At 42.0% G+C, this 12,812-nt stretch carries 12 protein-coding genes; 8 read left to right on the top strand and 4 right to left on the bottom strand.

Annotated features, from left to right (window positions below; all coding sequences use genetic code 11):
* Positions 1–219: 219 nt before the first annotated feature.
* Positions 220–1,446 (top strand): sterol desaturase family protein, encoded by a 1,227-nt coding sequence (locus ACLOAU_RS11315; protein WP_427861981.1) that lies wholly within the window; start codon positions 220–222, stop codon positions 1,444–1,446.
* A gap of 59 nt (positions 1,447–1,505) precedes the next feature.
* On the opposite strand, the gene ACLOAU_RS11310 is transcribed toward ACLOAU_RS11315, so the two are convergent.
* Positions 1,506–1,745: a hypothetical protein gene (locus tag ACLOAU_RS11310; protein ID WP_427861980.1), complete on the bottom strand. Its 240-nt coding sequence runs from the start codon at positions 1,743–1,745 to the stop codon at positions 1,506–1,508.
* A gap of 168 nt (positions 1,746–1,913) precedes the next feature.
* Here ACLOAU_RS11310 and ACLOAU_RS11305 point away from each other — a divergent pair, with 168 nt between their 5' ends.
* The 6 genes from ACLOAU_RS11305 (at position 1,914) to ACLOAU_RS11280 (ending at position 8,576) form a co-directional block, all read left to right on the top strand.
* Complete coding sequence (locus ACLOAU_RS11305) at positions 1,914–2,273, top strand: hypothetical protein (protein WP_427861979.1); 360 nt, start codon at positions 1,914–1,916, stop codon at positions 2,271–2,273.
* A 188-nt stretch (positions 2,274–2,461) separates the two neighbouring features.
* Complete coding sequence (locus tag ACLOAU_RS11300) at positions 2,462–4,870, top strand: TonB-dependent receptor (RefSeq protein WP_427861978.1); 2,409 nt, start codon at positions 2,462–2,464, stop codon at positions 4,868–4,870.
* A gap of 19 nt (positions 4,871–4,889) precedes the next feature.
* Entirely contained in the window at positions 4,890–5,366 is a 477-nt protein-coding gene (locus ACLOAU_RS11295) for a DUF4625 domain-containing protein (protein WP_427861977.1), read from the top strand.
* 31 nt (positions 5,367–5,397) lie between these two features.
* Entirely contained in the window at positions 5,398–6,312 is a 915-nt protein-coding gene (locus ACLOAU_RS11290) for a DUF4625 domain-containing protein (RefSeq protein WP_427861976.1), read from the top strand.
* A 47-nt stretch (positions 6,313–6,359) separates the two neighbouring features.
* Positions 6,360–7,292, top strand: coding sequence for a DUF4625 domain-containing protein (locus ACLOAU_RS11285; protein ID WP_427861975.1), 933 nt, complete (start codon positions 6,360–6,362; stop codon positions 7,290–7,292).
* Positions 7,293–7,343: 51 nt separating this feature from the next.
* Complete coding sequence (locus tag ACLOAU_RS11280) at positions 7,344–8,576, top strand: hypothetical protein (protein WP_427861974.1); 1,233 nt, start codon at positions 7,344–7,346, stop codon at positions 8,574–8,576.
* Between the two features lie 73 nt (positions 8,577–8,649).
* Here the strand turns inward: ACLOAU_RS11280 and ACLOAU_RS11275 are convergent, their stop codons facing one another.
* Both ACLOAU_RS11275 and ACLOAU_RS11270 read right to left on the bottom strand, forming a co-directional pair.
* Positions 8,650–9,357: a DUF421 domain-containing protein gene (locus tag ACLOAU_RS11275; protein WP_427861973.1), complete on the bottom strand. Its 708-nt coding sequence runs from the start codon at positions 9,355–9,357 to the stop codon at positions 8,650–8,652.
* Positions 9,358–9,404: 47 nt separating this feature from the next.
* On the bottom strand, positions 9,405–11,078 hold the full coding sequence (locus ACLOAU_RS11270) for a glutamine--tRNA ligase/YqeY domain fusion protein (protein ID WP_427861971.1): 1,674 nt from the start codon (positions 11,076–11,078) through the stop codon (positions 9,405–9,407).
* A gap of 120 nt (positions 11,079–11,198) precedes the next feature.
* On the opposite strand from ACLOAU_RS11270, the gene ACLOAU_RS11265 reads away from it, so the two are divergent.
* The gene (locus ACLOAU_RS11265) at positions 11,199–11,972 is read left to right on the top strand and encodes a hypothetical protein (protein ID WP_427861970.1); all 774 of its coding nucleotides are present in this window, start codon (positions 11,199–11,201) and stop codon (positions 11,970–11,972) included.
* A gap of 84 nt (positions 11,973–12,056) precedes the next feature.
* Here ACLOAU_RS11265 and ACLOAU_RS11260 read toward each other — a convergent pair whose 3' ends face one another.
* Positions 12,057–12,800, bottom strand: coding sequence for a hypothetical protein (locus ACLOAU_RS11260; protein WP_427861969.1), 744 nt, complete (start codon positions 12,798–12,800; stop codon positions 12,057–12,059).
* Positions 12,801–12,812 lie beyond the last annotated feature (12 nt).

The following is a 12,812-nucleotide window of genomic DNA, read 5'->3' as shown; positions in this document are numbered from 1 at the left end:
TTCAATTTTCCCGACCCCTGCTTTACGCCTTAAACAGGTGAAAAACAGATTAGTCTATAATTTTAGTGGACAAATATATGTAATTTTTTCATCTTTCGTATAAAAATTACTTTGATCGAAATCAGGTGTCGAAATTTTAGTTTTTTATAACACCCCGTATTGGACAAAATAATACCTTTGAATAGTCTATATAAAAAGTAGACTAAAATTCCGATCATCATGCATTTAAATTTTTTAGCGTTTGCTATTCCTCTGTTTCTTTTTTTTATAGCCTGGGAGTACTTATATTCTAAAAGAAGCGGTAAAAATTTTTTCCAGTATGCAGAGTCGGTGGCCAATATCAACGTGGGTATAGCCGAACGGTTACTGGATCTTTTTACGACCGGCCTGTTTTTTTATTTCTTCACCTATGTGTACGAAAATTTTGCCTTATTCGATATTAAAGAAAGCTTCATTGTATGGGTACTTCTCTTCCTGGTTACAGATTTTGTTTGGTACTGGTACCACCGGTTGGCACACGAGATTAATGCTTTCTGGGCAGCGCACGTGGTACATCATCAAAGTGAAGATTTTAATTATACGGTCTCTGCCAGGATCACGGTATTCCAGGCGGTAATAAGAAGTGTATTCTGGGCTATATTGCCTTTATTGGGGTTTCCTCCGTTGATGATTTCCATCTTATTATTAGTGCATGGGATCTACCCGTTTTTCATCCATACACAGGCGCTGGGGAAATGGGGATGGTTTGAAAAAATCCTGGTTACGCCTACTCATCACGGCATTCATCACGCTTCCAACCCGGAATATCTTGACAAAAATTATGGAGACGTATTGATTATCTGGGACAAACTTTTTGGAACTTTCGTTAAAGAGGACAAAAACATACAGATCACCTACGGACTAACCAAGCCATTGGAAAGTCATAGCTTTTTATGGCAGCATTTTCACTTCACGCTGGAAATATTGCTCAACTTTTACTACGCCAGGGGCTTTAAACAAAAATGGCGTACGTTGTTTGGAAAGCCAGATGACCTGGATCCCCGGTACCGGACTATTCTTGAAAGAAAATTTTTACGGCATAAGCGAACAAAAGCCGCGCCCACAACAGCTATGCGCTACTATGTAAGTATACAAACAGCCATTTCGTTAATGGTGCTATTTGTTGTATTACTATTCGAACAATATTTTTCGGTTAAGTCGCTCACGCTGTTTTCCTTTTTTATCATTATCAGTCTCATTAACTGTGGTGCTATACTTGATCAACGCCGATGGATATCTTACCTGGAAATAGCCAGAGTATGCCTGGTATTATTCATACTCTATTACTACTTTCCTTCCAACTATACGGCGACCATATTTGTATCAGCTATCATGATCGCTATTGTATACTTCAGCGATATTCAAAGATTCTATACACGTGTTTTATATAGCAACTCAGAAACCTAGCAGATAGCTTACATGGTACTGTTTAGATGACAGTGACGCTCATCGCAAAAACGATTGCATCAGTTGTTCAACTTAAATGATACCACTGCCGTGACAATATCGTTCTGCTCAGGATGCTCTCCCTGCTGAAATTTAATATCTTCAATGATTACGTCAGGATAGTCGCTGATGCGCTGTTCTACCTGTACTTTTAAAGACTGGAATATGGGTAGATCAATCATTTTCTGATCTTTCTCCATGATACTTAAATCTCTCTTTAAATCGGCTTTATTCAAGACGATTGAAATAGGCTCGAGCATAGCATTTATAATTGAGGGCTTCAAAATGGTTTGGTAACTTAGAGTTGCCGGGCTTTACAAAAATAAAAAATCCTAACAGGATAGTTACCAGAAGTTTTCAACCATCCTCACTATTTTTTTACATTTCTTTTGGAATTTCAAACTTGAATATGCAACTTTGTTGCAGTTTTGAAACGCTCGTATATACATATCAGGTATAGGTTGAGACAAGCGGGAGCGATAGGATGCTTCCTGTTGCTTTCCTTGGTGCTTTATATACAGGCCTTCCACCATCACCACGATTGTTCTGAAACAACTCATACCACACATGTAAAAAAGCTTACTACAGGTAAGGAGCATTGCTCTATTTGTGATCATATTACTACGCGTAGTATTAGTGGAGCTCCGGAACAATTTAGCTATTCTTTGGTTCCGCCACAGCCTGAGCCTTACAATCCCTATAGTTACTATATCACCATAGCCCGTGAGCTTTTTATACAGGCCTACACCAATAAGGGCCCACCTTCTTCTAACCTATTCGTTATCTAATCAACCGTAAGGTTTTCTTTCACTTTTGTTATTAGTATAATAGCAACTATTTACTGTTTCAGGTTATAAGTGCTATAACAAGCATAGTATTATGCTATTGTAGCTTCTATATTGCTCAGGCTCGTTTTCCTGGATTTCATCAGGGCAGCATCCCTGGTATACACAACCTGTTTCAGTAGCCTGTAACTATGAAGTTTTTTCTGATGCTGTGTTGCATAACTATATGCACAACAGCCCGCACGCAATCCCGGCAAATTATTGTAACGGTATCTGATGATAACCATCTGCCCGTAACCGACGCTTCTATTGAGCTTAAAACGTCTACATTAGGAGTCAGCGACTCAACAGGCCGATACATCTTCCGGCAGGTGAGTCCTGGCCCTTACGAAGTAAAGGTTTCTATGCAGGGATATAAAACCGTTGTCAAAACGGGTGTTCTAAAAAGTACCGATATATCGCTGATCATACGCCTGCACCCTGAAAGTCACACGTTACAGGAAGTTGTGGTACAAAACAACACTACAGCCAAAAGAAAAAAAGAAGCCATGCTCAACATGGATATTGTAAAAGCGGATTTTATTCAACAACACCTTGGTGGCAGCCTGATGCAAAGCCTGCAGCGATTGCCAGGGGTAAAAACAATTGGCATTGGATCAGGCCAATCCAAGCCTTTGATCAGGGGACTGGGCTTTAATCGTGTAGTAGTGCTGGACAAGGGCATAAAACATGAAGGGCAGCAATGGGGTGCGGATCATGGTTTGGAAATTGACCAGTTTGCAGTGCAGGAAGTAGAAATACTTAAAGGACCTGCATCCTTTGCCTATGGATCGGACGCCATTGCCGGAGCTGTAAATATCAAACGTCCGCCTTTACCAGCGCCACATACCTTTGGCGGAGATGTTAACCTAATAGGAAAAACCAATAACAACCTGTTGGGAACTTCTATTAACCTGTATTCAAGAACTGAAAAATGGATGACAACCGCCCGCTTTACGATCCAGGATTACGGTGATTACAAAGTGCCCGCCAACCGGGTTTATATTTATGATTTTGCAGTTGACCTCCACAACCACTACCTGCGTAATACGGCCGGCAGAGAAACGGGTATACACTTAAACACCGGGTATACCAGCGACCGGCTAAAGTCGATCTTTTACCTGAGTAATACATACTCTAAAACAGGTTTCTTTGCGAATGCACACGGGTTGGAGCCCAGGCAGGTGAATACTGCGATGCATGATGCCCGCAGCAGGGATATACTTAGCCCTTATCAAAGAGTTAATCACTTCAAAGTACTCAATCATACCAGTATTACTTTGAATGATCATCAGCTCGAACTGGAAACCGGATTTCAAAATAACCTGAGGCAGGAGTATAACCATTATGTGAACCATGGCTATATGCCGGCCATCTATCCAGACTCTTTAAATATTCCCCGCAACCTTGAAAGGGCTTTTGACAAAAATGTCTATTCCCTTAATCTGCGTGACCGTATCAAAGTCGGCCATCACCAGCTGGAAGCAGGCATTAACGGAGAGATCCAGAACAATGCGATCGGTGGCTGGAGCTTCCTGGTTCCCGCGTTCAACCAGCAAAACCTGGGGGCTTACCTATACGATAAATGGAAGGTGAGCGAAAAGCTGCTTGTACATGGCGCCATGAGGTATGACCATGTACATCTTGCCATGAAGAAATATACCGACTGGTTTCCTTCTACCACTACGGAGAATGGACACACACAACAGGAATACCTGATGAGGGCCGACCATGTGAACCGCAGCTTCAATAGTATTACAGGTTCTTTAGGTGTAAACTACAATACGAATCATTGGGAGCTGAAAGGCAATGTAGGCAAGAGTTTCAGAGTACCTATTGCCAAGGAGTTGGGGGCTAATGGTGTCAACTATCATTACTTCAGTTATGAAAAAGGAAATACACAACTAAAACCCGAAGAGTCATACCAGCTGGACCTGGGTGCGGCTTACGACAATTCTACAGTACGCGTTCAGCTCAACCCTTTCTTTAACTATTTCCCTAATTATATTTATTTGAACCCTACTGCCGGCCATGACTATTTCTATGGTGCGGGCAACCAGATTTTCGAATACGCGCAAGCACGGGTGATGCGGTATGGCGGGGAAGTACAGGTTAAATACCAGCCCTGGGAAAACCTGAGTACAGAGGTACTGGGTGAGTATATTTATGCGAAGCAGCTATCAGGAGATAAGAAAGGTTATACCCTGCCCTTCTCTCCCCCGGCTTCTGCACTGTTCAACATTACTTACAAGCCGGTACACACAGGTATTTTCACCCATACCTATTTATCGGTTGATTATCGTGTTACAGCAGCACAAAACAATATAGTCCCTCCCGAAAAGAAAACGGATGGATATACCCTGATCAATCTACAGGCGGGCACCAGCTTTCCGCTGCACGGTCAACAAATAGATCTGAATCTCCAGCTGCAAAATGCGCTTGATACGAGATACCTGAGTCATACCAGCTTCTATAGATTGATAGGTTTACCTGAGCAAGGAAGAAACCTGGTATTATCAATAAGAATACCCTTCAGCTTTAAACCAGCTGCTCAACCGTAATTTATAAATCTCCATAGTTATGAAACAAAAGCAATTATTCACCGGCCTGTTGAGCTTCTTAGTACTGCTCTCTGCCTGTTCGAAGAAAGACCAGGAAACCATTGATACCACCTATCCTGAAATTGATGTAGTCACTGCCAGTGCTTTTCCGAAACAATGCAGCGAGGTACAGCGGGGCCAGCCGTTTACAGCGAAGATCCACGTAAGCGACAATAAGGAGCTGGGATCGGTAAGCATTGACATACATCACAATTTCGACCATCACTCGCACAGCACGGAAGTTAGCGCCTGTAACATGGAAGCTGTAAAAACACCGGTAAAACCCATGGTGCTGATACAAACGATTCCGGTACCAGTAGGGCAAACGAATCATGTTGTTGAACAGGTAATCAATATACCTGCCGATGTAGATCCAGGAGACTACCATTTCCTGATACGTGTGACCGACAAAGAAGGATGGCAAACCATCAAAGGATTAAGTTTCAAAATCAGGTAAAAAAGAATTCAGATAAAATAAAAAACTCAACATGAAAAAAAAGATCAGCCTAATAAGCATATTAATGGTTGTTTTAGGTTTGGCCATTTCAGGGTGTAAAAAAGAGCAACCAGATACAGCAGCTGTTAAGCCCACAGCCGACAATATTGAAATTGGGTATGCGAATAACAAACGGGCCATAAGAGGAAGGGATTTTCACTTAAATGCTGATGTGATTGCCGGAAATAAAATCACTACGGTTATAGTTCAGATTCTACAGAAGGCAGATCGTACCTATTCGGGCAGTTGGAAATTTGAACTCACCTGGGAAGAATTTTCCGGTGTTAAGAATACCAATGTACACAAACATTTTACTGTTCCCAATGAAGCGCCGGAAGGTATATACGATTTTGTTTTCATAGTAAATGATGAAAACGGGACGCGGCTGGAGCTCAGGGAAGAACTCTCCATTATTGATGCGGCTAATATGCCGGTGGATCCATTAATCGACAGGGATATTTTTTTAAGAAATGGAACCATGATCTACTACATGAACACGTATGTTGAAGATCCCCTGCTCTTCAAAAAAAATGATTCTTTAACAGCACGTACCCAGATAAAGCAAATTCAGGGTAACGGGGTATTGTATACCGCATTGATCAATCGAAAACTCAGATACTTCCCTGAAACTGTAGATCAACTGGATTTCTCCAAATGTGTCATTATCTCTAAAGTAGAACATAGTGGTCTTAGTGCGGGATCAAGTATTTCCACTCTAAGGAATATAGACGGAGTATGGGGCGGCGACACCATGGAGATCGGAGCGGGAAAAGATGCTGCGGGAAATACGATATCGGGCCTCAAAGCATGGGAAACCGGCCAATATGACCTGGTCATTCTTTATTACAATTCATCCTATAATATTAGTGTCCACAAGTCTATTCCCATATCAATACAGTATGAATAATAAGTAATATAAAATACAATACTCATTTAAATAGAAAATTTGAAAACATGAATATGTCCAAATTTGCCATTGCCATACTGTTCATTTTACTGTCATTGGGTGCATGCAAGAAAGACCAGTCCATTGAAGGTGATAAAACCCTCCCCAAAGCAGATAACATTGAAGTAGGAACGGCCAATAATGAAACCGGGGTGATCGGGCGGGATTTTCATTTTAATGCTGAAATAACAGCAGGTTATAGAATCGATGTTGTACAGATAAAAATTACGCCCCGGGCCGGAGCAACCTACTCCCGGCCCTGGGACTATACAGTAGAATGGCTAGAATATAAAGGCGCGAAAAATGCCACTATTCATAAGCATTTCGATATTCCCACAACCGCTGTCGAGGGCATTTATGACTTCCTGATCATTGTGAAAGATGAGAATGGTTCTGTATTGGAAGTTAAAAAAACTATCAGGATCTATGACCCCGCCAACCTTTCCGTTGACCCAACCCTATCCGTATTAAACTTACACATTGGCGACACACCCTACTACCGGAACGGAGCCTTTGTTACGGCAGGCCTTAAGCTGAAAAAAAATGATGTATTCAGTGCCCAGGCTGCTATTGAAAATGTGAAAGGAAATGGAAAACTATACCTGTTACTGATCAATAAAAAAGATAACTATCGGCCTGAAAGTATTGACAATATTGATTTCAGCAAAGTAATCGTGTACGATGTATATGAGCATAAGGACTGGCCGTCAGCGGGCTCCTTCTCCAACTTTGTTTTTGACCTCGCCACTTTTCAGACAGTAAGAAGTATACCCAATTTATCTATAGGCGCCGGTAATGACAACAATGCGCCTACTCCCAACCCGATCACCGGCACTAAAAGCTGGGCTTCGGGCGATTATTATTTTGTGGTACTGTACAAAAACCAAACCTATAACCTATCGCTTTACCAATACTTAGAGCTGGGTATCGACTTCAATTAATTATTCAATCATTCTTTAAAAACAAAAAGACCCCTTAAATCCATTTCAATTATGAACAAAAAATCAATTTTCAGGACAACTGCTGTTGTTGCATTACTGGCCGGCTTTGCGGCATGTAATAAAAACGACGATGTATTACCTCCCACTCCACCCGAAGATGCCAACGAGTATAAGTTTGTACGCGTTTTAGTAAGTGATGAAACAAGCACCACGCTTAGTTTTCTGCAGCCATACGATGCAAAGATCTCCACGTTCCAGGCTAAATTTCCACTGGCCAATCTCTACCCCACTGCATCCGGAAGATATGCCGCAGTATTACACGGCACCAATAACCTGGTAGAGGTGTTTGATAACGGTTTGCTTTCTCATGATGACCATGTAGATGTGGCCGGGTCGGCTAAATGGACACCTATAACTGCAACCGGGTTGAAGCCCACTCACTTTAAAAGTAAAGGCCGTGAGAATCTTATTTTTAATGACGGCGATGGTACTTTAAGCGTAGGTAACGAAGCGGACTTCAATACTGCGGGTGCTACATTCAAGATCGTTAATGCAGGCCTTGTAGCACATCATGGAGCGATGGCACAGTTTACCAATGGCAACTATGCTATTACCTGGGCTTCAGCCGCGGGTAAATCTCCTACCCGTGTAAAGATCATCGACAAAAACGGCGCTGAAGTACATGCTTCAACAAGAGAAGTAGGTAATCTGCATGGCAATGCCAGCGATGGCCAGTATGCAGTGTTCGGCGCCTTTACCGATGCGAGTGCAACAGCAGGTGGCGCATTGTTGGTTGCACAGAACGGAACACAGAATTTTATCAATAACCCTGCAGACTTCGGCGCGGCCAGGCTGGGTACTATACTTTATGCAGAGGGCGCAAAAAAATTCATTGGGTACAGTGCTGCCAAAGGCGCTTATATTATCGATATCACGGGTAACAAAATGACAGCCGTTTACGCCGGTGCAGATGCCTTTCAATGCAAGGTAGATTACAGCGGAAAAAACCTGCTGCTTTTAACTACCGACGGCAAGCTTAGAATATATGACCTGGCAACGGGCTTACTTAAAAAAGAAGGCGCAGCCATCGGAGCTGTTAACAGCGCAGATGTTTATAAACCCGTGCTTGAAGCCACGGAAAGGTTTGCTTACATCGCCGTTCCGTCCAGCGGAGAAGTACTCCAGGTAAGCCTGGCTGATTTTAGCAAAGTTGTAAAACACAAAGTGAGCTCACGGCCGGTGAGACTGGCATTATTCGGCTTTGAAAGCAGCGAAGAACATTAATTAATCTGGCTTTTTTAATCGGAGGTTTAAATGGAGAATCCGCGAAAGAAATTTCGTGGATTTCTCTTTTATATCACTGCCATTTTGCATCACAACCTTCAGACCATTTCACGCCTTCACAATCTTTACAAACAGCTACCGGCCCTTGTTTTTTATGTTCGGTATATCCACAGCAAACACAGGCATACAACCCATCTGCAGGGTAATAATCTGTATAAAACTTTTTCATTTTATCGGGTAAGATATGAAGACCTGGTGTAATTTCTTCAGGTGCTCTTTTAAAGACGCTTACATCTCCGTTCACTTCAAGTATTGCATATTTTATTTGTCCGAGGTGCTCGATACCCGCGAGGCGTAGTTCCATAAAAAACTCATCGAAGGAAATATTTTCGTTTTTGACTACCTCCTCTGTATAACGTCCGTGCCTGATAATAGTAACGGGCTGTCCTTCTATCAGTCTTTCAAACTTATCGGATTTAATCAGCAACCAGGTAACTAATTTGTAAAAAAGAATGATGCAGATGATGGTAAGTACTGCCGGCAGTACGCCCACGTCTTTGTAAAAGCCCATATCACCTGCAGCGGAGCCCAGCGTAAGGATAATAACGAGTTCAAAAACGGTAAGCTGCCGTACTCCTTTCTTGCCGGTTAGCCGTAGGGCAAATAAAACGATCACAAAGGATATGAAGCATCGTACAACAACCTCAAATAAGAAGACCCATTCGTCCTGACCCAGAAAGAATGCTTTAGCATCAATAATATCCAGACTGCTTAAGTCCATAACTATATTTTATTAGTTATGAACTATATGCAAAAACGATGCTAATGCTATTTACCGGCCTTTGCCCAGCTATCTTTTAAACCAACTGTACGGTTAAACACTAAAAGATCTTTAGGACTTTCTTTATCTAATACAAAATAACCTTTACGCAAAAACTGGAAACGCTCAGTTACCAGCGCTTCCTTCAATGCAGGCTCCGCCAGTGCGCCATTTAATATTGTTAAAGAATTGGGATTGATATAAGACTGGAACTCACCTTCTTCATTCGCCGGGTTTTCTACGGTAAACAGTCGATCATATTCGTGAATTTGGATAGCGATATGATCTTTGGCGTTTACCCAATGCAGGGTTCCTTTTACATGGATGCCGGAAGTATCGGCACCGCTTTTACTTTCGGGAATATAAGTACAATTCAGTTGCGTTACATTACCCGCTTCATCTTTCACTACTTCATCGCATTGGATAATATAAGCATATTTTAAACGAACTTTCTGACCAGGCGCCAGGCGGAAATATTTTTTTGGAGGATTCTCCATAAAGTCTTCCCGCTCGATGTACAACTCATTACTGAAGGTTATTTCACGGTTGCCTGTGCCGGTGTCTTCAGGATTGTTCTCTGCTACCAGCAGCTCACTATCCTTATCATAATTGGTGATCACCACTTTTACCGGGTCAAACACCACCATTCTTCTTAAAGCGATCTTATTTAAATGCTCACGTGCACAAAACTCCAGCAATCCCAGGTCTACCATATTATCCCGTTTGCCTACCCCGATACGATCACAGAAATCCCGGATGCTTTCTGGTGTATAGCCCCGGCGACGATAGCCTGCAATAGTGGGCATACGGGGATCATCCCAGCCCGATACATATTTTTCATTCACCAGTTGCAGCAGTTTTCTTTTGCTGGTTACCGTGTGGCTCAGGTTCCTTCTCGCAAACTCGTATTGTTTAGAAGGAAATATGCCGAGCTTTTCAATCAGCCAGTCATAAACTTCACGATGTGGTACAAACTCCATCGTACAGATCGAGTGTGTGATATGTTCTATTGAATCGCTTTGCCCGTGCGCAAAATCATACATCGGGTAAATGCACCAGGTATCGCCGGTACGATGATGATGCGCATGTTTGATACGGTATAAAATAGGATCACGCATCAACATATTCGAAGACTCCATATCTATTTTAGCCCTCAACACCTTTTCGCCATCTTTATACTTACCGGCACGCATATCTGCAAACAACTGAAGGTTCTCTTCTACCGACCTTTCTGCATACTGGTTACGATGTCCCGGCTGCGTAGGCGTTCCCTTTTGCTGCGCAATTTCTTCGCTGGTGCTATCGTCTACATAAGCCAGGCTATTATTGATCAGCTTTATTGCAAATTCGTATAAGGTCTCGAAATAATCCGAAGCATATAATTCATTTTTCCATTCAAAACCCAGCCATTTAATATCCTCTTTAATACTTTCTACATATTCAGTATCCTCCGTAACCGGGTTGGTATCATCAAAACGGAGATTCGTACCGCCGCCGAATTTTTGTGTTAATCCAAAATTCAGGCAAATACTACTGGCGTGACCAATATGTAAATAGCCATTAGGCTCGGGCGGAAAACGGGTCATAATCGATTGATATTTCCCTGCCGACAGATCATTCTCTACTATTTCTTCCAAAAAATTGAGGCTTTTTTCCTCTTCTACATGCTTATCTACGCTCATACTTGTTTTACTGGTGTGACGGCAAATTTAACTTATTAAGCGGATTTCGCGACCATTCTTTATTTTGATTTTTTTAATACGAGTTGTTGCACTTCCGGTTTATTAGCCGTTATATAGGTCATGAAACGATTATATCCGCTGGCTCTGTTCGCCGCTACCCTGCTTCTGTTCTCCTGTAAAAAAAATGGAATTGAAAACCCGGTAGTTGAAATACCGGTTAAAAGCGTGGCTTTTGCCATAAAGGACATTGACCTGAAAGAACGACAGGACTGGATCCTTAGCGGAGGCAACCAGAAATATACCTTTAATATAGCAGCAGATACGTTACATGCTGTTCCGGCGGGCGATCCTTATTCGCTCCGGTATGAGCCATCCAGCTATTCTTTTAACTATATAGGATTTGGACTTGTTTCACCTGATTATTACAAATCTCCCCAGGCGTCGGTTAAACGAGACGTTTATGCAACTTCTCCGGTGACAGTATTTCCGAATATTGGCGACCAGAGCGATGAGGTTAAGCTCAGGAATGCCGATGCCCTGATTGCAATCAACCATGAAACACCTTCGAGCAACATTAAAGATGGCAGGTTTATTCACAGGAACACCTTAATAGACTTTGAAACGGTGAATGTACCCAACGATGCCGTTATTACCGTACTGCAAAGTGAAGAAACCAAACCCTGGCACTACAAACCTGGTTTTTACAAAGCTATTGTTGTGGCCGTACCGGCGATATCTGTAAAAATCGGAGCGGAAGTATTTAAAGCGCAGGTAATCGACCCTAAAGGCATGTCTGGCAACGCACACTATACTTTTAAAGTAGTGTATGATACGGGTAAAAAAGCGCTATCGATCACTGATCTTAAATCAACCAAATGGTCCGCTACCAATTAATAGTTGGTAACCTACATTTCATTAGACCAGAATAGCGGGGGCGATATAGTAAATATATTGAAGCCGTGATAGCCAACAACCCTTTTACCAGGCGATATAGTCGTAATTCCGGGTTGATATTGCAGTACTATTAGAAGCTGAATATTCTATTGAAGCCGGGTAACCACTTTCATTTGCAACGATCTTACTAAAAAAAGTTGTCGTTTTGGCAGGACTATCGGGTAAAGAATTATCGTATTCAACACGAACCGTCTTTTCTGATGCATTGGTGTTGATAAACCCATTTACAGCTTCATACCCAAACCGGGGCGCTTTTACATTGCTAATGGTATATGTTTCGTCCTGTGCTACTTTACCTGAAGTACCGTACAGCTTATAATTCGATACATTCTTTTTATCCGCTGTATAAAAATAAACATGTTTATTAGTGCTACCGTTTGGATAAGTCTGCAGCATCTCTAACCTGTCGTCAAAGTAAGTAAATACAGCCTCGCTCCCCTTGGTACCATCAGAATTATAACCTTGTTTTGAAACGAGCCTGTTTTGGCCGTCATAGGTATACTCCCAACGGTTTTGATTGAGATATGTAAATCGCATTGCACTAATATTTCCGCGAGCGTCATAATCGATGGCCACAGAATCTTTAGATGATGACCCATAGCTTAATAATCTACCGCTGGCGTTACGATTATATTTCACTACGGTAGTAGCACTTGTGCTAACCGTTGTTGATTGCGATACTAATATTGTCTTCGGCTGTGGCAATTCTTCATCTTTACCACATGATACAACAACAGCAAGCATTAGAATAAGTAATAAGTTTTTCATTAGAATTTATTT

Origin of the sequence: Paraniabella aurantiaca (genome assembly GCF_050309965.1) — a bacterium.
GTDB lineage: Bacteria > Bacteroidota > Bacteroidia > Chitinophagales > Chitinophagaceae > Niabella.
Note: the sequence above shows the minus strand (reverse complement) of the source record. Positions and strands in the feature narration are given on the sequence as shown.

Coding starts and splice junctions, on each gene's coding strand:
- ACLOAU_RS11315 (WP_427861981.1), top strand. CDS start 220: ATGCATTTAAATTTTTTAGCGTTTGCTATTCCTCTGTTTCTTTTTTTT.
- ACLOAU_RS11310 (WP_427861980.1), bottom strand. CDS start 1,745: ATGCTCGAGCCTATTTCAATCGTCTTGAATAAAGCCGATTTAAAGAGA.
- ACLOAU_RS11300 (WP_427861978.1), top strand. CDS start 2,462: ATGAAGTTTTTTCTGATGCTGTGTTGCATAACTATATGCACAACAGCC.
- ACLOAU_RS11295 (WP_427861977.1), top strand. CDS start 4,890: ATGAAACAAAAGCAATTATTCACCGGCCTGTTGAGCTTCTTAGTACTG.
- ACLOAU_RS11290 (WP_427861976.1), top strand. CDS start 5,398: ATGAAAAAAAAGATCAGCCTAATAAGCATATTAATGGTTGTTTTAGGT.
- ACLOAU_RS11285 (WP_427861975.1), top strand. CDS start 6,360: ATGAATATGTCCAAATTTGCCATTGCCATACTGTTCATTTTACTGTCA.
- ACLOAU_RS11280 (WP_427861974.1), top strand. CDS start 7,344: ATGAACAAAAAATCAATTTTCAGGACAACTGCTGTTGTTGCATTACTG.
- ACLOAU_RS11275 (WP_427861973.1), bottom strand. CDS start 9,357: ATGGACTTAAGCAGTCTGGATATTATTGATGCTAAAGCATTCTTTCTG.
- ACLOAU_RS11270 (WP_427861971.1), bottom strand. CDS start 11,078: ATGAGCGTAGATAAGCATGTAGAAGAGGAAAAAAGCCTCAATTTTTTG.
- ACLOAU_RS11265 (WP_427861970.1), top strand. CDS start 11,199: ATGAAACGATTATATCCGCTGGCTCTGTTCGCCGCTACCCTGCTTCTG.
- ACLOAU_RS11260 (WP_427861969.1), bottom strand. CDS start 12,800: ATGAAAAACTTATTACTTATTCTAATGCTTGCTGTTGTTGTATCATGT.